Origin of the sequence: Salinispira pacifica, from assembly GCF_000507245.1 — a bacterium.
Classification (GTDB): domain Bacteria; phylum Spirochaetota; class Spirochaetia; order DSM-27196; family Salinispiraceae; genus Salinispira; species Salinispira pacifica.
Map to the genome: position 1 here is coordinate 523,594 of NC_023035.1, position 18,208 is coordinate 541,801.

The 18,208-nt window shown below is 52.0% G+C and carries 14 protein-coding genes; 8 read left to right on the forward strand and 6 right to left on the reverse strand.

Annotated elements, in window-relative coordinates:
• Nucleotides 1-173 precede the first annotated feature (173 nt).
• Nucleotides 174-2,183: an FAD-dependent oxidoreductase gene (locus L21SP2_RS02295; RefSeq protein ID WP_024266841.1), complete on the reverse strand. Its 2,010-nt coding sequence runs from the start codon at nucleotides 2,181-2,183 to the stop codon at nucleotides 174-176.
• Between the two features lie 122 nt (nucleotides 2,184-2,305).
• Between L21SP2_RS02295 and L21SP2_RS02300 the strand changes: the two genes are divergently transcribed.
• From L21SP2_RS02300 to L21SP2_RS02320, 5 genes are all read left to right on the forward strand, one after another.
• A complete protein-coding gene (locus L21SP2_RS02300; RefSeq protein ID WP_041401042.1) occupies nucleotides 2,306-4,063 on the forward strand; it encodes an HD domain-containing phosphohydrolase in 1,758 nt (585 codons plus the stop codon).
• A 42-nt stretch (nucleotides 4,064-4,105) separates the two neighbouring features.
• Nucleotides 4,106-4,591, forward strand: a complete 486-nt coding sequence (locus L21SP2_RS02305; RefSeq protein ID WP_024266843.1) for a MarR family winged helix-turn-helix transcriptional regulator — start codon at nucleotides 4,106-4,108, stop codon at nucleotides 4,589-4,591.
• Nucleotides 4,592-4,701: 110 nt separating this feature from the next.
• Complete coding sequence (locus L21SP2_RS02310; protein ID WP_024266844.1) at nucleotides 4,702-5,529, forward strand: DUF547 domain-containing protein; 828 nt, start codon at nucleotides 4,702-4,704, stop codon at nucleotides 5,527-5,529.
• Nucleotides 5,522-6,784, forward strand: coding sequence for a DUF3179 domain-containing protein (locus tag L21SP2_RS02315; RefSeq protein ID WP_024266845.1), 1,263 nt, complete (start codon nucleotides 5,522-5,524; stop codon nucleotides 6,782-6,784). Before L21SP2_RS02310 ends, L21SP2_RS02315 begins: the two co-directional genes overlap by 8 nt.
• Before the next feature lie 101 nt (nucleotides 6,785-6,885).
• On the forward strand, nucleotides 6,886-7,668 hold the full coding sequence (locus L21SP2_RS02320) for a TVP38/TMEM64 family protein (protein WP_024266846.1): 783 nt from the start codon (nucleotides 6,886-6,888) through the stop codon (nucleotides 7,666-7,668).
• Between the two features lie 28 nt (nucleotides 7,669-7,696).
• Here L21SP2_RS02320 and rnr read toward each other — a convergent pair whose 3' ends face one another.
• Nucleotides 7,697-9,823, reverse strand: a complete 2,127-nt coding sequence (rnr, locus tag L21SP2_RS02325) for a ribonuclease R (protein ID WP_024266847.1) — start codon at nucleotides 9,821-9,823, stop codon at nucleotides 7,697-7,699.
• A gap of 88 nt (nucleotides 9,824-9,911) precedes the next feature.
• The gene (locus L21SP2_RS16740; RefSeq protein ID WP_144082898.1) at nucleotides 9,912-10,559 is read right to left on the reverse strand and encodes a class I SAM-dependent methyltransferase; all 648 of its coding nucleotides are present in this window, start codon (nucleotides 10,557-10,559) and stop codon (nucleotides 9,912-9,914) included.
• Nucleotides 10,560-10,633: 74 nt separating this feature from the next.
• Between L21SP2_RS16740 and L21SP2_RS02335 the strand changes: the two genes are divergently transcribed.
• Together L21SP2_RS02335 and L21SP2_RS02345 are read left to right on the forward strand one after the other, a co-directional pair.
• A complete protein-coding gene (locus L21SP2_RS02335) occupies nucleotides 10,634-11,407 on the forward strand; it encodes a TylF/MycF/NovP-related O-methyltransferase (RefSeq protein WP_024266850.1) in 774 nt (257 codons plus the stop codon).
• Nucleotides 11,408-11,638: 231 nt separating this feature from the next.
• Entirely contained in the window at nucleotides 11,639-13,258 is a 1,620-nt protein-coding gene (locus L21SP2_RS02345) for a peptide chain release factor 3 (protein ID WP_024266852.1), read from the forward strand.
• 125 nt (nucleotides 13,259-13,383) lie between these two features.
• Here L21SP2_RS02345 and L21SP2_RS02350 read toward each other — a convergent pair whose 3' ends face one another.
• The 3 genes from L21SP2_RS02350 to L21SP2_RS02360 form a co-directional block, all read right to left on the reverse strand.
• Nucleotides 13,384-14,004 (reverse strand): DUF502 domain-containing protein, encoded by a 621-nt coding sequence (locus L21SP2_RS02350; RefSeq protein ID WP_024266853.1) that lies wholly within the window; start codon nucleotides 14,002-14,004, stop codon nucleotides 13,384-13,386.
• A gap of 74 nt (nucleotides 14,005-14,078) precedes the next feature.
• Nucleotides 14,079-14,831: a hypothetical protein gene (locus L21SP2_RS02355; RefSeq protein ID WP_024266854.1), complete on the reverse strand. Its 753-nt coding sequence runs from the start codon at nucleotides 14,829-14,831 to the stop codon at nucleotides 14,079-14,081.
• A gap of 195 nt (nucleotides 14,832-15,026) precedes the next feature.
• Nucleotides 15,027-16,064 carry an EAL domain-containing protein gene (locus tag L21SP2_RS02360; protein ID WP_041401044.1) on the reverse strand — a complete coding sequence of 346 codons (1,038 nt, stop codon included), beginning with the start codon at nucleotides 16,062-16,064 and terminating at the stop codon, nucleotides 15,027-15,029.
• A gap of 217 nt (nucleotides 16,065-16,281) precedes the next feature.
• Here L21SP2_RS02360 and L21SP2_RS02365 point away from each other — a divergent pair, with 217 nt between their 5' ends.
• Nucleotides 16,282-18,198, forward strand: coding sequence for a methyl-accepting chemotaxis protein (locus L21SP2_RS02365; RefSeq protein WP_024266856.1), 1,917 nt, complete (start codon nucleotides 16,282-16,284; stop codon nucleotides 18,196-18,198).
• Nucleotides 18,199-18,208 lie beyond the last annotated feature (10 nt).

Sequence of the window (18,208 nt, forward strand, 5' to 3'; positions counted from 1 at the left end):
CTATATACGTCGGTTTTTGTTGAAAAAGGCAGTGCTTCACAAGCTTCCGAGCACTGTAAAAAAAACGGGGACGCCTCACTGTGAGACGTCCCCGTTTACCGCTCCGGGGGATTACAGCGGCCTCTCAAGCCCGCTCCCCCCGGTAATTCTGCGATCACTTCGGCATAGGCCGTTTATGCCCGGGCCATCATGTCGTGGAGGCCGCCGCCGTTTTCCACATTGCTGAAACCCATCTGGGAGAGTATTCTCTGCCCGTATGAGGACCGTGCGCCGGAGGCACAGTAGAGAGTAATTTCCCGGTCCTTTGCTCCCAGTTCTTCGGCTCTGTTGGGAAGCTCATCCAGGGGGATATTCACTGCGTCGGGGAATGCACCCATGTTGAACTCCTGGGGTGTTCGAACATCCACAACAATGGGGCCGCTTTCCGAAAGCTCGGTCTCGCCGCCGGCTTCTTCGGCTTCTTCACTGTGTCCCTGTTCCAGCTCTTCAATGGAGCGTTTCTCCACCGGAAAAAGGCCGACTTTCAGGGCTGTGAATTCTGCCGCCCGCTGCTGACGCTCCAGGGAAATATAGCCGCCGCTGAGATTGTACAGCTTCTCAAAGCCTTCGGCCGCCATCATCCTCAGGGCTACATGACCCTTTTGTCCGTCGTCGCTGATCAGAAGAATGGTCTGATCTTTTGGAATTTCATCGATGTGCTCCCTCAGCAGGTTCTGACTGAGGTTGGTGCTTCCCAGCAGGTTCGCCTTGTTGAAGCTGATTGGATCTCTCAGATCTATGGCGATGGGCTGATGCTCCTTGGCGAATTCTTCCAGATCCTGGGCCAGCACAGAGGGGCTGAACCCGCTGAGGTGGTTGTTTGCCGTGAATGCCGCCATGTTCACCGGACCATTGGGGCTGTTGAACGGAGGAGCGTATGCAAGATCCAGCTCTTCCAGATCATTCAGGGTAAGACCGCCTGCTATGGCTGTGGCGATTACATCGAGACGCTTATCGATACCGACCCTTCCGGCTGCCTGGGCTCCGAGAATCTTCCCGTCATCCTTGTTGAATATCAGCATGAGGCTGACCTTTTCGGAACCGGGGTAGTAGGCGGTGTGACTCGCTTTGTGTACAACCACCGCATCGGCATTAATGCCCGCCGCCCGTGCATTTTTCAGATTCAGTCCCGTGGAACCGGCAATTGCGCTGAACAGCTTCACGATACTTGCGCCGCCGGCACCGCTGTAGCGTTTGCTGCCGCCCAGGGCGTTTTCGGCTGCCAGCCGTCCCTGTCTGTTTGCCGGTCCGGCAAGGGGAATTCTCACCTTCTTACCCATCACCTTGTGTTCGATTTCCAGCATATCGCCTGCGGCAAAAATCCGATCATCATTGGTCTGAAGCCTGTCATTCACCAGAAGTCCTCCGGCTTCCCCCAGCTCAAGGCCTGAATCCTTTGCCAGCTTCAGTGTGGGTTTTACTCCCACGGACAGGAGAATCATATCGGCTTCCAGCTTGCTTCCGTTATCAATATATGCGGTGTTTCCGTCTATTTTTTCGAGGGAACTTCCCAGGTGCAGTTTAACTCCGAAATCCTGCAGTTCCTTGCTCAGAAATCCGGCGAACTCCGCCTCCAGATTGGGCATTACCTGTGGAAGACGCTCAACCAGCTGAACCTTCATGCCGCGTTTTGCCAGGGCTTCAACCATCTCAAGTCCGATAAATCCGCCCCCCACAACCACTGCGGATCGGGGATTACTTTTATTAATGAACTCGTCTATGGAATCCATATCGTCCAGAGTCCAGAGCTGGAACACATTGTTCTGCTGTACACCGGGGATGGGAGGAACGATGGGTTTTCCTCCCTGTGCCAGGATGAGTGAATCGTACTCAAATTCCTGTTCGCTTCCATCGTTTCGGTTTTTGGTCAGCACCTTTCGGTTTTCACGGTCCAGAGACACGGCTTCGGTGGCCGTATGCACCTTTACCCGGTATTGATCATGGAAGGTTTCCGGGCTTGCGAGAATGAGGGATGAACGGTTTTCAATATCCCCGCCCAGATAATACGGGAGTCCGCAATTCGCAAACGAAACATCATCACCAGCTTCCAGGAGAGTGATTTCTGCTTCTCCATCCAGTCTTCGTGCCCGGGCAGCCGCAGTGGCCCCCGCAGCAACTCCGCCTATAATGACAATTTTTTTCATATGTATCTCCTATTATATATAAAAATATATATATAAAAATAAGTTTATAGTCAAGTCCGATACACAGGAAGCGGGGACTTCTGCTTGAATTAGCCCGGAAAACCCCGTATCATGTTGTTCAAATGAAACGGGCAATGTACTTTGCTGTGCTCTGGATGATTCTCCTGCCGGCCTTGTTGGCAGCAGATACTGATCGGTTGGCCCGGGAAAGTAAAAAAAATACAGAAATACTGATACTCCATTCCTACAGCCAGAGTTTCTCCTGGACAGAGACGATCAATCGCGGGCTGATTGAAGGCAGTTCAGACAGGGATTACAGTCTCTGGTTCGAGTATATGGATGCAAAGCGGTTTAACTCTCCGGAATATCTTGAACAGCTCTACGACATGTTCAGCTATAAATTCAGCGGTGCAGAATTTGATCTGGTGGTCACTTCTGATAATCTGGCCTATGAGTTTTTTATGGATCACCGCAGCAGCCTATTCAACAACGCTCCGGCTCTCTCCATCGGCTTGAATGAGCAGCCTGGCGTCCGGGCGGAAAATGTCCGGTATATTATCGAGCGAAATGATTACCGGAAGAACATCGATCTGGCGCTCACCGCCCATCCGGATGCCCGGAACATTCATATCATCATAGACCAGACTCTTACAGGGAGCATTATCAGAGAGCAGCTGGAAGATCTTTCCGGCGAATACACTCAGGAATTCAACTGGATTGATTCGGGAGATCTCGAAGAGCTGACCCGAAAGATTAAAGCCGTACATCCCCGTGACGTTATCGTGTATGTGCTGTATTTTTATGATGGCGAGAAGCCTGTGAACAATGATCGGATCCTCAACCGTCTCGCATCAGTCAGTCCGGTACCCATCTACAGTTTCTGGTCTTTTGCAATTCCAGAAGGTGCACTTGGCGGCTATGTGTATGACGGCTACCTTCTGGGAAGATTCAGCTCGCATGTTCTGGAAAGCATCTGGCAAAATGGAGAACCAGACCAATGGCAGGGTCTGGTAAACCAGCCCATGGCCGGATATCAGGTGGACTTTCCAACCGCCCGGCGGTATGGATTGGATAAGCAGGATTTTCCCCGGGATACCCTGTTTTTGCGGGAGCCCGAAGGATTCTTTCAGAAACATGCACGGGTGCTGGGAGTTTCTTCGGTGATCATTCTTGTCCTGGTTCTTCTGATTATCCTTATACAAATCAACCTTCAGAGACATAAAGCCTTGAACCGGTACAACTCAGCCATGGTGAAAACACAGAAAGAAGTGATGCACAACCTGAGCATCGTAATTGAGCGCCGATCCAGTGAGACCGCCGAGCACTTGAACCGGATCACTGGTCTTTCCACCTTTATCGCACAGCATCTGGGGCTGAGCCAGGATCAGATAGATTCCCTTCATCTGGGTGCTTCATTGCATGATGTGGGAAAGGTTGGTATTTCCGACACCATTTTGAAAAAAGCCGGTCCCTTAACTCCTCCCGAAATGGCGGAAATCCGGACCCATCCCAGGAAAGGCTATGAAATCCTCAAGGACAGCGAGAACGAATACATCCGTACCGCTGCAATTATTGCCCTTGAACACCATGAATGCTGGGACGGTTCGGGATATCCCGACGGAAAACAGGGTGAAGAGATTCATATTCTTGCCCGGATTGTAACCATGTGCGACGTGGTGGATGCTTTGCTCAGCGAGCGAAGCTATAAGCCTGCCTGGTCCACCATTCGGGTACGGGATTATGTGCTGGAGCAGAATGGGAAACTGTTCGATCCGGCGATAGCTGAGTTTGTGCTTGCGAATTGGCAGGAGTTTCTTTCGATTTGGGAGGCCGGCGGTGATAAAGTATCTCTCAAGCATGCGGTCCAGGCCCTGGATTAAAAACCGTTTTGCCAGGCGTGAAATAAAGCGTATATTGTAATCATGTCAAAAGATACAGCCGAAAACACAGCCCCGAATACAGCGGATTCCGGTGCTCTTTCACCTGAGCTTGTACCGGAAAACTGCATAGCGTTTAATATCGGACGTGCCTACCGGGCGGTTCTCCGCCGCTACGAGCAGGCTTTTAAAGCTGCAGATATTACCACCATGCAGTACGGACTTCTCGTCCACACGGCGATACTTGAACCAGCTTCGGGAATAGAAATCAGTCAGTCCAGCGGTCACGATCCCAGCACTCTATCACGCACGTTGGCTTATATGGAGGAAGCAGGGTACATCCGGGGGGTGAAGCCTGTTGCCGGTGACCGCCGAAAACGGGTCTACAGCCTCACATCCGCCGGCCGGTCCAAACTGAATGAAGCTCTCCCCCTCTGGGAGCAGGTGCAGAAGGAAATTCTTCTTGAGATTGGTGAAGAACAATGGGTCGAAGGCTTGAAATCACTGAAAAAAATACAGCAGATTAATTAAACTTGTAGATACATGCAAAATTCCTTAGTATTTTAGCAAGGAACGGCCAAGAGGATTACTATTAATCCAATGTTCCTGCCGTTGAAAACCGGATAAACCGGGAGGTGTGTATGTATCTGTGTAAACCTGATATCCGTATAATTTTTCTGGGAGCAGTGTATGCTCTCCTGGTAACTGCGGGACTTGCCGCCGCTCCACAGGCCGAGCTTTGGCCCCGCTGGGAAGCCCATGACCCTGGATCCACCCAGCAGCTTGATCACGGTCAATGGGATGATTTTCTGGATCAGAATCTTGATACGGATACAGCAGACGGAATACACCGCATGAGATACGGCGACGTATCCCTTGTACAGCGGGAAGAGCTGGACGCCTACCTGGAATATCTTGCCTCACAGCGGGTAAGCGGTATGAACCGGAACGAGCAGTTCGCCTACTGGGTGAACCTGTACAACGCCCTGACGGTGAACCTGATCCTGGAGCAGTATCCTGTGGATAGTATCCGGGATATTTCCAAACCATGGGATACGCCGTTGATCAGCATTGAGGGAATAGAACTCACACTGAACGATATTGAGCATCGGATTCTGCGTCCCATCTGGGATGACCCGAGAATACACTATGCGGTGAATTGCGCCAGCATGGGCTGTCCCAATCTCCAGCCCCGGGCCTTCACTTCGGATAACAATGAAAGGCTGCTTGAAAAGGCCGCCACAGAGTATATCAATCATCCCCGGGGGGCCGATTTCAGCGGGCGAAATCCCCGTCTGTCCAGCATCTACAACTGGTATCAGGAGGATTTTGAGAATTCGGTTGAGGGAGTTTTGGATCATATAACTGATTATGCGGAAGGGATGACTCTTGACGGAGCTCAGGACTACATCAGCCGCGGATACCCCGGCAGGATCAGATATGATTATGACTGGAGCCTGAATGAGTAATACGGGCATACATTCCGCTTCCCGCATCATAAGAAAATACAGCGGCTTTGTCCTGGTGATTTGGCTGCTTCTCAGCTCAGGTATCTTCCATATTGCATCTCAGCCCGCAACTGCAACCCTTGAGTCGGAATTCAGTACAGATTTTACGTTGCGCAGCATAGATTTGGATGAAATCAGGTCAGGAGGACCTCCCAAAGACGGCATACCCGCCATTGATTCTCCTGAGTTTTCACGATTGGAAGAAAATTCTCCGGGTCTGACGGATAATGAGATGGTTATTGCGGTTTCCATGGAGGGCGTACACAAAATCTATCCTCTCAGAATTTTAATCTGGCATGAAATTGTGAACGACACAATTGCCGGTACTCCCATTGCTGTAACCTGGTGCCCCCTTTGTAATTCTGCTCTGGTTTTTAATCGGCGCATTTCCCATGAAGGTCGCTCCCTGGTCCTGGATTTCGGCACCACGGGAAGATTGCGATATTCCAATCTACTGATGTATGACAGACAAACTGAAACATGGTGGCAGCAGGGAAGCGGCAGAGCCTTGATTGGAAAGCATACAGGTACACAGCTTGAAATACTTCCTTCCACAGTTATGAGTTTCAAAAATGCTTCCAGGGTCTATTCCGGGGGGATGGTTCTCAAGTCCCCGGAAGACTCTGCCAGGGCATACGGAATGAATCCGTACAGAGGGTATGAAGATTCATCCATGCCACTGCTGTATAACGGTCCGGATTTCCCCGGGGATCAACCGCCTATGCTTGACCGTGCGGTGGTGGTTCACAATGCAGGAGAGAATCCTGTGACCATTGGATATGCCAGGCTAAGGGCCGAGCCCTTCATGGAGCTGAACTCAGCGGATAATACGGTGTATCTGATCTATGATCCGGACGCCCGAAGTCCCTTGGACCGGGGAAGGGTAAATACCGGCCGTCAAGTGGGTACTGCCAATGCATTTCTGGACAAAACCACTGAAGGGCGGAAGGTTGATCTTCAGCTTCTCACGCTGAATGCTCTCGATTCAGCCACAGATTCAGAAGGCATCTCATCTGATCAGCTGCAAGAGTATGCTCTCAATGACGGTAGACTAATATTTGATCGGTTGAGCTCCACTATATTCGATGCCAATGGACTGGGGGTAATGGGACCTCTGACTGGATCACGTCTGAGTCCGGGAGTATCGGTCCAGCATTTCTGGTTCTCTGCGACGATCTTTGCCGGGAATGAAGGGCAAAACGGCCTTTTTCCATGAAGGTATGAAATACCGATGAACACGCATGCTCAATTGAGGAAACAGATAACAGAGAGTTCTTTCCGCATATGTACGGCACACAAGCTAACCGAGGAGAAACGATGAAACGGGGAAAACTGATTGCACTTATTCTGGCTGCAGGAGCGGTAATTGCAGCGGCAGTGATATTTGATCTGCCTTCTTTGATCATGCAGGGGTTGGATTGGATTTCGGATCTTGGCTGGGTGGGGGCAATTGTATATGTGCTTCTCTACATTGCTCTCACTGTGGCATTAATTCCGGGAAGCATTATTACCCTTGCGGGAGGATTTATATTCGGTCTTGGGTATGGAACCGCCCTTGTGAGTCTGGGATCTACGGTTGGAGCGTCACTTGCGTTTCTGTTCGGCCGCTTTTTATTCAGAAACTGGGTGAGCAGACAGATGGAAGGCCGCCCCAAGTTCGCAGCAATTGACCGGGCCGTGGCCCATGAAGGCTGGAAGATTGTCTTTCTTACCCGTCTTTCGCCCCTTTTCCCGTTCTCACTTCAAAACTATGCATACGGAATTACCGGGGTGCGATTTCTCCCCTACGTTCTCTCCTCATGGATCGGCATGCTGCCGGGGACGGTGATGTGGGTGTATTTCGGCTCTCTTGCGGGGAATATTACCGAAGTGGCGGCAGGAGTCTCCTCCGATACCATTGAGCAGGCGGGGGCGGCATGGCTCCAAACCCTGATAAACGGGCTGGGACTGGCGGCAACGGTGGCGGTAACCATATTTATTACCCGTCTCGCCAGGAAGGCGCTGAAAAAACATATGTCTTCAGAAGATTCTCCCGCCGGAAATGACACAGATTCACAGACTGATTCCCGGACTCACGGAGAGTCCGGGGAGCAACCCTGAACTCCGGGTGTTATGGGGCTGGATAATATCAGGCCGGGTGTTCAATGAGGCGGAAATCCGCCTTTTGTTCTTCCACCGAAACCCGGTTGATCCGAACCTTCACCGGATCCCCCAGCCGGAGAACGGCTTTCCGTTTTTCACCTTTCAGCTGATAATTTTCTCCATCGAAAATGTAATGGTCATCCTTCATATCAGATATATGCACCAGTCCGTCAATCATAAAATCCTTCAGCTGAACGAAGAGTCCGAATGATGTAACCCCGGTGATGATTCCTTCATGATCTTCACCGAGATGGTCTTTGAGAAACTGCATGGACTTGATCCTGATGTATTCCCGTTCCACATCTGTGGCCGTGCTTTCCGCCTCAGAGGCGTGATTGCAGAGCCTTTGCAGCTCGTTTTTCCGCTTCTTGGCTTCTGCTTCCGAAAGGCTGATGCCGGTGCGGCCGTATTCCTTCAACAGACGGTGCACCAGCAGGTCGGGGTATCTGCGAATCGGGGAGGTGAAGTGGGTGTATGCGTCAAATGCCAGACCGAAATGGCCCTGATTCTCCACGCTGTATACCGCCTTGGTCATGGATCTCAGTGCAACCTTTTCAATCAGGTCCTTGAACTCCAGGTTTTCAATAATTGAAAGAAGCTTTCTATAGTCTTCGCTCTCCAGTTCATCTTCCGGGATCCGGTAATTGATTCCCTGGGCTTTGAGAAGATTGAGAAATGTCCGGGCGTCCTCCGCTTCGGGACGCTGATGGATCCGGTATACAAAGGGGAGGGAACCGATTTTCTCGATATGCCGGGCAACAGTGCGGTTTGCCGTGAGCATGCATTCCTCAACCAGGCGGTGTGCATCAAGCCGCCTGGACGGTTCTATGCTTTCGGGGGTTCCATCCTCATTCAGACTGATAACCGGGACTGACGCATTAAAATCGATGCTTCCGGTTTCTTCCCTCTGCCTGCGCAGCAGAAGACTTACTGCCTGCAGAAGATGAATGGTTTTCCCCAGAGGGTCATATCCGCCGTTCAGGATTTCCTCAACCTGCTCGTAGGTGAAGCGGCGATCGCTTTTGATGATGCTTTCCTGAATGCGGTAGCTCAGGACCTCGCCTCTGCTGCTCACCGTCATGATCACACTGAATGCCGGACGGTCAACACCGGGTTTCAGACTGCATAAATCATTGGCCAGACGCTCAGGAAGCATGGTGGCCACATGGTTCAGCAGATATATGCTGGTGCTGCGTTTAGCGGCTTCTTCATCAATTTTGCTTCCGGGAGCTACAAAGTGGCTTACGTCGGCTATGTGTACCGCCAGTTCAAACATTCCCCCGGGAAGCTGCTTCAATGAAATGGCATCATCAAAATCTTTTGCACTTTCCGGGTCGATGGTGAATGTCAGCTGTTTCCGGAAATCCAGCCGGTTTTTCTTCAGCTTGCGCATATTGGGCTGGGGAATGTTCTGAGCTATGCGGTTCAGTTCGGCCGGATACTCATAGGGCAGGTCCCGGGAACGAAGGACCATCTGGACATCCACCCCCGGTGCATCGGGATATCCGATTACTTCGCCAATGGTGCCGTCCCGGCTGACCACAACTACCTGGCCGCTGCGGGCCTGACCCGGATTTTTCACTTCGATGGGGCGGGTGAGACTGTCATCTTCGGGAATAACCCTGGGCTTCCCGTCTTTCCGGGTGTAGAGCCCCACAAATTCCCGCCTGCCCTCTTTGAGTATGGACTCTACACGGCCGATGGGGTTCTTGCCCCGGGGGCGGGACTCGATGCGGACACGCACCGTATCTCCGTCCATTGCTTTCCCCACATTGTCCAGGGGAATAAAGATATCCTGACCCTCCGGGACAATAAGGAACCCGAAACCCCTGTTATGAAGGGAAATGATGCCTTCTGCATTGCTTCCCCGGGGACCTGATCCACTGCCGGATGGGGCTGGAGTCGGTTTTCCAGAAGAGCTCCTGCTTGAACTGCCGCGGCTTGGACTGTTCTTGCCGGAACTGCTGCGGCCTGCACTGCTGCGGTTGCCCCGTGATTTTTCAGGCCGGGCATCCTTGGCCGTCTTTTTCTGTTCGCTCTTTGATCTCTGGGTGTTTGCCGGTGTTTTTCCGGTTTTCTGTTCTGATGTGTTCTTTTTGGGTTTGTTGGTCATATGCTCTCTAATAATTCTGTATATACAACAGTATAGTTTATCATGCGGTGAAAATTCACAGCTATGGTGTTGGTGCGGTATCGGAGGTTCAGCCTTGTAGGAGAATCTGCGATTTTGAATCGCAGCGAAGAAGGGTGAAACCGAAGCTGTCTGCAATGTACTCCCAGCTGCGGCAACTGTAAAACACAAGGTGGGTGCTGTCGTTAATATACCACCACGTGAGCGGCTGATCAATGGTATCGCTGAGGCGGGTTACCACATAGATCAGACCGCCGCTTCGGAGAAGGTTTTTCATTCGACGGAATTCATTCCCCGGTCTGGCGAAGTGTTCTGCAGCTTCACAGCAGATAATCCGGTGGTATGGAGCTGATTCCAGCGTATTATGGCCGTAGACGGGATCCCAGCAGTCCGCCCGGACACCCTGTTCCCTGAGCATCCGTGCCAGAACTTCCTCTTCACCGCCCCCGTAATCCAACACGTTGCATCCATCCAGGCTGCCCATCCATTGAACCGCCCCTTGAAGGATCTTTGTCAGATATTCCCGGTACCGGGAATTTTCGTACTGGTTATTGTGTGTGGCGTATCTTTGAATTTCTTCCTCACCAGTAGGGTGCTGATATTCGGGCACATGGATGCAATCGCAGAATCTGCAGCGGTAAAAATCCCGATGGGCGTGTTCAACATTTCGGGCGCCCAGGTGTACCGTGTCGGAGGAGTTGCAGAGAGGACAGTTCATCCTGTCAGCATATCCGTTCAAGGCTGAAGTGCAAAGCCTTTCAAGCCCATATGAGCCCCTGCCGATGTAGTAGTATGGCAAAGAATCTATTTCCCGGGGTTTCCCGGTTGAGAACACAGCGTGCACGGAAATTTCTGCAGCGGCAGGGATATCTGGTTGAACCCCTCAGCAGCCTGTTGCAGGACGCACCGGCGGAATTCACAGCCCACTGGGATCGGGTTCGTCCCTATACTCTTACATCTCCCGAACGGGGGCTGGGGTTGTATACGGCGGTTGAGCATCTGTGCCGGCACGACATTCCCGGCGATATTGTGGAATGCGGCGTATACAAAGGCGGCTCCAGCATGCTGGCAGCCCTGGCTCTTCTGGAACACAATCCCCGGCCAGAGCGGATGATCTGGCTTTATGATACCTTCAGCGGGATGACAGAGCCCGGTGAGCACGATGCAATTGCCGTCAGCGGACAGGCGGCAGCGGAACGGTTTTCCCCCGGCTGGTGGGAAGCTGGACTGGAAGAGGTCCGAAAGGCCATGAGCCTCACAGGCTATCCAGAGGATCAGCTGAAGTTTGTTCCGGGAGATGTTATGGAGACCCTTGGGGAATCAACTCCCCAAAAGATTGCCCTTCTTCGCCTGGATACCGACTGGTATGAATCCACCCGCCGTGAGCTGGAGATTCTCTACCCGCTGGTAAGCCCCGGGGGATTTATCATTATTGATGACTACGGTCATTTCACCGGCGCGAAAAAAGCGGTGGACGAATATTTCGGAAAATCCGGCGACGGGGCTCACCCCTACCTGCATCGTTTGGATTACACCGGTAGAATGTTCCGGAAGCCGCCGCTCTGAGCCTCCATGGGAATCGGCTCGCAGCCAAGAATGCGACCCGGGATGGAGATGGCGCTGCCGCCCGGCTCGGGTCCTGGAGCGGAGGCGGGATAGGGGGCTCCGGGTGAATTCAGGCCTATGTCCTGCCTGCTCCGGCACCGGCACTGGCTCCGGCGGAGTTCCTGTGCAGTGAGGGGAGAAGGCGGCCAAACCCTTCTCATGCATGGACTTTTCCTGTAGTATGCCCGGGCTATGACAACCACCACCAAAGCCGGCGCGGAACTCGCCCGGGAAATAGAAAAACGGCGTACCTTCGCCATTATCAGCCACCCCGATGCTGGAAAAACCACTCTCACGGAAAAACTTCTGCTCTACGGGGGCAGTATCCGTGAGGCCGGTGCAGTGAAATCCAACAAAATTGACCGGGGAGCCACATCCGACTTCATGGAAATTGAGCGCCAGCGGGGTATCTCCGTTGCCACCTCGGTGATGAGTTTTGAGTACGGCGGCAAAATCATCAATATTCTGGACACACCCGGCCATAAGGACTTCGCAGAAGATACCTACCGCACCCTCACGGCCGTGGACAGTGTAATCCTGGTGGTTGACTCGGTGAAGGGTGTAGAGGAACAGACCGAACGGCTTATGGAAGTGTGCCGGATGCGCAATACGCCGGTGATTGTTTTTATTAACAAGCTCGACCGTGAAGGCCGGAACCCTCTGGAACTCATGGATATTATCGAAGAAAAGCTGTCCATCTCTGTGCGGCCTCTCACCTGGCCGGTGAACCGGGGAGACCGGTTCAAGGGGGTGTACAACCTGGTGGAGCAGAATCTCTACCTTTTCCGTCCCGGAAAAACCAGTATTGAAGAAGACCGCATACTGATCGAAAATCTTGAGGACCCCAGACTCCCGAAGGAAGTAGGGGAAGAGGACAGCACCCAGCTGAAAGAAGATGTGGAACTGATTGAGGCCGCCTACGGCGATTTTGACCGGGATGCATATTTGTCCGGGGATCTTGCCCCGGTATTCTTCGGTTCGGCCCTGAACAATTTCGGGGTGCGTGAACTGCTGGAAACCTTCCTGGATATTTCTCCCGCACCCCGGGCCCGGGAGACGGACATCCGGACTGTGGCTGCTGATGAAAGCAAGTTTTCCGGTTTTGTTTTTAAAATTCATGCCAACCTGGATCCCAAGCATAGAAACCGCATTGCGTTCATGAGGGTGTGCAGCGGAACCTTTCAGCGGAACACCATGTTTCATCATGTGCGGGCGGGGAAATCCATCCGCTTCAATAATCCCTACAGCTTTATGGCATCCAAAAAGGATGTGGTGGATTCGGCATATCCGGGAGATGTGGTGGGGCTCTATGACCGGGGAGATCTGAAGATCGGGGACACGCTGACAACCGGCGAGCAGTTCATGTATCAGGGAATTCCCAGTTTTTCCCCCGAGGTTTTTCAGGAGCTCACCAATACCGACCCCATGAAGAGCAAGCAGTTGGAAAAGGGAATCCGGCAGCTTACCGAAGAGGGGTTGGCCCAGCTGTTCATACAGGATCAGGGCAGGCGGAAAATTGTGGGGACCGTGGGGAATCTTCAGTTTGATGTAATTCAGTACCGGCTGCTCAATGAATACGGAGCCAGCTGCCGCTTCACTCCTCTGAATTTTGCCCGGGCGTGCTGGCTCACCAGCCCGGACCGGAAAAAGCTGGACAGATTTGTGGAATCTCAGCGGCGCAGAATAGCCATGGACAAGGATGAAAACCCGGTGTATTTCGCCGAAAGCGAGTGGGATCTGAATTATATGAGGCGGGAATATCCTGATATTGATTTCCACTTCACCAGCGAGTTTAAACTCCAGCGTGATTAATAGTCCGGGGAAAAGCAGCTCCCGGGTCGGCGGGGATACACGTGCGTCTGCACTCTGACCGGCGGGAAAGAGCCGTCTGACCCCCGGAATAGCTTCCGGTGCGGCTAAAATCGCCGCCGGGGCATTCAGATTTCCGGATCTGTTTTGCGGATCTTATTCATCAGTTCGCCGGTTCCGTTGCCTCCTGCAACCACCGAGCGCATGGTTTCCTCAAACCCTGTGTCCAGGAAGTCCACACGATCTTCAGTTACATGGAACACCAATCCGTTGGTGGGGTTGGGACTTGTGGGAACAAAGGCGGTATAGAAGCCTTTTTCCACATGGTGATCGGTAATGAATGCGGTCATCATAGTCTCATTATCGTAGGGGCGGATAAGTGCGGGGCGGGTGAACATCTCATTCCTCTCGGTATTGAAAAACGGTTTTGCCGCCTCTCTGAGAAGGTTGTATCCCGGAACCCGCCGCAGGATATGACGCTCAAGCCGGTTGTGGATGAAATTCCCGAACTTGGTTTTTACGATCAAACCAATGACAAAACATCCCGCCAATATGAGTATCACGGCGATTGCCGATGCCAGACTTACCGAAATTTCCAGCCATTCATTTATTTTCAATGCCACCGGCAGGACTGCCTGGGATACCAGCCGGAACAGCCAGGTGAAGAAAAAGAATAGAACGGCCAGGGGAAAAATCACCGCCACTCCGCCGATGAAAATTGTAGAAATAAACCTGCTCAGTCGTTTCATGTCTCTGCCTCCCGCATACATGGTGCCCCAAAGACGGGAAAAAAGCCACTGCAGAAAAGTTGTTGATAAAAATATCAGCTGATCAAAGGCAGCGGGCTGGGTTCCGGATCGTCCCAGGGAAAGCTCTCAAAATTTCCGTAATGAAAGCTCAGCAGGGTTCCGTTTTTCCGGCTTTTTTCCATCCGGGCTCGTAAATCCGGGGAATTCCGGGGCAGCAGTCCGTCCAGGGCAGGCGAACCCTTCTGTTTTGTCAGGGGAAGGGCATAAGCCCAGCGGCTGCCGTCCCCCACCACCCAAATACCCGGAAACCCCAGACGGAATTTCATCAGGTCTCTGTGCTTTGGGGTGATAGTTTCGGGCAGTTCCATGAGCAGATGGTTTTCCAGTCCCGAGAACCGGGATGGCATTTCGGTGAGGGTCGGCGGACATGGTTGTCCCGGGCCCTTCAGTTCCCTCATAATTTCCATGGAACGCTCCCATGGGGGAGTTCTGTACAGCCGGTTCGTATCATCAAAAATACTTGCATCCCTGAGGGCGGCAATACGGGAGGGGCTGAGCTGAATCTGAAGGGAATTGATCCGGGAGGCAAAACTGTGGGTGTACCAGCATTTGCTTGCCAGGTAATCCTTACATTCCTGGGGCTGCTGTTCGCTGTTATGAATCCGGCATTGACCGCTGAGGGAATCCAGGAAGCGGCAGTCGCTCCGGTAATACAGGGTAAGCCCGCCCTTGGCTCGCATGGTGACAAGATAATTCGGTTCTTCTGCCAGACTGCCGAGACGGGAAAAGTCCTCGGGAGATTCCGCATCCAGACTGCTTACCGGCATGTTTTTACAACAGGCAGTTGAAGTGCAGACCGAACAGGGGGATTGCTGCCAGCCGGTGCTTGGTGTGATCATTGGGGTATGTACCTCGAAAATGAAATTGGATTGGCAGGGACTGATTAATCAGATGCGCAGATTGAAAGATAATAGACGGATAGCCCGGCATACGGCAAGTACCGGGGGGCCTTCTTTCAGGAACTATTCCTGGGGTTTTCCGAAGAGAAATCCCTGCACCAGATCCACACCCAGGTTTTTTACCCAGCGGTAATCATCCTCGTCCTCCACTCCTTCGGCAATGGTGGTGATTTTCATCTGGCGGGACAGTTCAATAATGCTTTTCAGAATACTCTGTTTAAAGGTATCGCTGCTCACACCCATCACCATATCCATATCAAGTTTCACAATATCCGGATGGAGCTGGTGAAGCAGATTCAACGAGCTGTAGCCCGAACCCAGATCATCCAGAGCAACCTGAAATCCGTTGGATCGGTAGAAATCAACGATTTCAAGCATGCGGGGAATATCCCGGATGTAGTCGCTTTCCACCAGCTCAAATACGATGTCTTCCGGTCGGAACTGGGTGGCTTCGATTGCTTCCATGGTGGTTTTGAGGCAATAATCCGGGCTGTAAATGGATGTGGGATTGAAGTTGATAAACAGCTTCTCCTTCAGTCTCTTTTCGGAAGCCCGGTTTACAGCGGAAATTCTTGCTTCCCGATCCAGATAAAACAGCAGGTCCGCCTTCCGGGCCACCGAGAATATAATGCCCGGGTTCACAGAATTTCCATCACGGTCCACCCCTCTGAGAAGCACTTCCCTGCCGTAAATGATCTCCGGGTTTTCTGCATTTCTGATGGGGTGAAACACATGGCGCAACCGCCGCTCCCTCAGCATATCCAGAAGCCAGTTACCTTCAAGCCGGGAAAAAATGCTCAAAAGGCTTTCCATGTGTATGAGGTCATGAATGGTGGGCTCACGCTCGGGGGGAACAAAAAGCGCTTTGGTTCCGGATAACTCTGCGTCGGTAAAATCAGTGCGATGATTTTCCATGACCTGGGCAATCTGTTCCCTGCTGACCCGGGCGGAGAAGAGCCCGTCCGACTCATGAAGGGCGGCGCCGGTATCGCTGAAAGCCTTTTCCAGTTTATCTCCGGTAAGAGCTATGGCCGGAGAAAGATACAGGACGCCGCTGGGAATCATTGTTTCAGGTAGAATTTCGCATCTGCTGCATTTCATATAATATAATAATTATGGATTGATTTTTGGATGTCAAGCCGCCTCTGTTGCTGTGTGGCTGTCGCCACGGGCCGTGTTGGTGCACTGTATGAGATTGTTGATTTTCCCTGTTTCGTAGCGAATTCCTTGGTATACGGCACAATTTCATTATACTTGTATTGGTACCCGAACATCACCGGGAACTTACCCGGCTTTTTTTTATCGAAGGAAGATATCTATGGCCAAGCGAACCAAAACCTTATCATTCAAGATTACCATTCTCATTCTCATTATCACCCTTGTGACATTCATGATCATGTCATTGATTCTGGAAGCCACCGTCCGCCGGATTATCACCAATGAGAAACGTGCACAATTCACCTTCCGGGCGGAGATGCTCATGGAAATAATTGAGGACGGCTATGTTGAGTATACCCGTGAGCTCCAGGAGATTCAGCGCTCCCAGCGTGCTGAACGGGCGGAACTCCTGGAGTCGGGATCGGGCAGTGATCAGCTGGTTAATCTTGCCCGGGAATCCCGGAGTGCGATTCTCTCCAGAATCCGGCAGCAGTATTACGAAAGCGACATTCTTCAAGATGATGATGTATTGCCCTTCATTCTTGATCAGCAGAGGACGGTACTTCTGCATCCCCGGCTGCCTGAGGGGAGCCGGGAGTTGGCCTATGAAAGCTATATTCAGGATGCCCAGGCCGAGTCGGACGGGAACCGGGACTTCACACGGAACGGTGAGCTGTGGTGGACGCTTTATCGGAGCGAACCTAACTGGGGCTGGACGGTGTTTTATGAGGTGCCCCACAGTCAGAAATTTGCCGCATTGAACAGTTTCCGGGTCACCGGAATCCTGGTAATGCTGGCAGGATTTTTTCTGATTGCCGTCCTGGTTGCCGTGTTTAACAGACGGGCATTACGTCCCCTGCTGCAGGTGAAGCAAAGCATCGTTGAAATTGCCGACGGAGGAGGCGATCTCACCCGGCAGCTTGAGGTGAAAACCCAGGATGAGGTTGGTGAGCTTTCTTCCGAGTTCAACCGTTTTATCGCATCCCTGAGAAATATTGTTTCCAGTATCAAGATTCTCAGCAGCCAAACCGGGGATATCCGCACTGATCTGAATGCCAATACTGAAGAGACCGCCGGCTCAATCAGTCAGATTTCAGCCACCATTCACAACATGATGAAGCAGATGGAGCGGCTGAAGGAAAATATCGGTGGTGCGGTGCAGTCCCTTGGGGATATCAGCAATTCTGTGAATACCAATTCACGTATAACCCAGGAGCAGGCATCCATGGTTGAGGAGTCCGTTGCCTCGGTAAACGAGATGATCGCATCGATCAATAATGTTGCCGAAATTGTACAGGCAAAATCGGAATCCAGCGGGGTCCTGGTGGACACCGCCAGAGAAGGGGGAAAGCAGGTTGAGGTGATGGGGCAGACATTTCAACAGGGAGTTGCGCAGAAGATCGAAAGCATCCAGGAATTTCTGGATGTAATAAATGGAATATCCTCCCAGATCAATCTGCTTTCCATGAATGCCGCCATTGAAGCAGCTCATGCGGGAGAACACGGCAGAGGCTTTGCCGTTGTTGCAGAGGAGATTCGAAGACTTGCCGAGCAGACCTCCTCCAATACCAAACGCATCGGAGGCAGCATTAAAGAAATTATCCAGGCGATCTCGGATACCCGGGTGCAGGTTGAGCAAACCGGTGATGCGTTTGACCAGATAAATTCCCACATTGAAGATGTGTACAGTGCATTCAAGGAAATCCATCAAAGTACAGAAGAGCTTTCTGTGGGAGGCCGGGAAATTCTCACTGCCATGTCCCAGCTCAGTGAAGGCTCGGGAGAGCTGCAGGAGCAGTCTGCGGATATTCATGACAAGACCAGGAACATCGACTCTCTTATGCAGGAAGTGGACAATTATGCCGGAGAGATGCTTCAGGGTATGAGTGAAATATCTTCCGGAAGCGGCGAGATAACCGGGGCCATGGAATATCTGAACAACCTGAGCAGCGAATTGGGGGTCAAGAGCAATGCACTGGAAGAGCAGATTACAAGATTTAAAACAGATTCCGAGGATGATTCTGCCTCAGGTTCTGCCTCAGATTCTGCCTCAGATTCTGAGCACAGTGAGGAGTGAAGCCATCCCC

Coding starts and splice junctions, on each gene's coding strand:
- L21SP2_RS02315 (WP_024266845.1), top strand. CDS start 5,522: ATGAGTAATACGGGCATACATTCCGCTTCCCGCATCATAAGAAAATAC.
- L21SP2_RS02345 (WP_024266852.1), top strand. CDS start 11,639: ATGACAACCACCACCAAAGCCGGCGCGGAACTCGCCCGGGAAATAGAA.
- L21SP2_RS02295 (WP_024266841.1), bottom strand. CDS start 2,183: ATGAAAAAAATTGTCATTATAGGCGGAGTTGCTGCGGGGGCCACTGCG.
- L21SP2_RS02360 (WP_041401044.1), bottom strand. CDS start 16,064: ATGAAATGCAGCAGATGCGAAATTCTACCTGAAACAATGATTCCCAGC.
- L21SP2_RS02355 (WP_024266854.1), bottom strand. CDS start 14,831: ATGCCGGTAAGCAGTCTGGATGCGGAATCTCCCGAGGACTTTTCCCGT.
- L21SP2_RS02335 (WP_024266850.1), top strand. CDS start 10,634: ATGGCAAAGAATCTATTTCCCGGGGTTTCCCGGTTGAGAACACAGCGT.
- L21SP2_RS02310 (WP_024266844.1), top strand. CDS start 4,702: ATGTATCTGTGTAAACCTGATATCCGTATAATTTTTCTGGGAGCAGTG.
- L21SP2_RS02365 (WP_024266856.1), top strand. CDS start 16,282: ATGGCCAAGCGAACCAAAACCTTATCATTCAAGATTACCATTCTCATT.
- L21SP2_RS02350 (WP_024266853.1), bottom strand. CDS start 14,004: ATGAAACGACTGAGCAGGTTTATTTCTACAATTTTCATCGGCGGAGTG.
- L21SP2_RS02320 (WP_024266846.1), top strand. CDS start 6,886: ATGAAACGGGGAAAACTGATTGCACTTATTCTGGCTGCAGGAGCGGTA.
- L21SP2_RS16740 (WP_144082898.1), bottom strand. CDS start 10,559: ATGAACTGTCCTCTCTGCAACTCCTCCGACACGGTACACCTGGGCGCC.
- L21SP2_RS02305 (WP_024266843.1), top strand. CDS start 4,106: ATGTCAAAAGATACAGCCGAAAACACAGCCCCGAATACAGCGGATTCC.
- L21SP2_RS02300 (WP_041401042.1), top strand. CDS start 2,306: ATGAAACGGGCAATGTACTTTGCTGTGCTCTGGATGATTCTCCTGCCG.
- rnr (WP_024266847.1), bottom strand. CDS start 9,823: ATGACCAACAAACCCAAAAAGAACACATCAGAACAGAAAACCGGAAAA.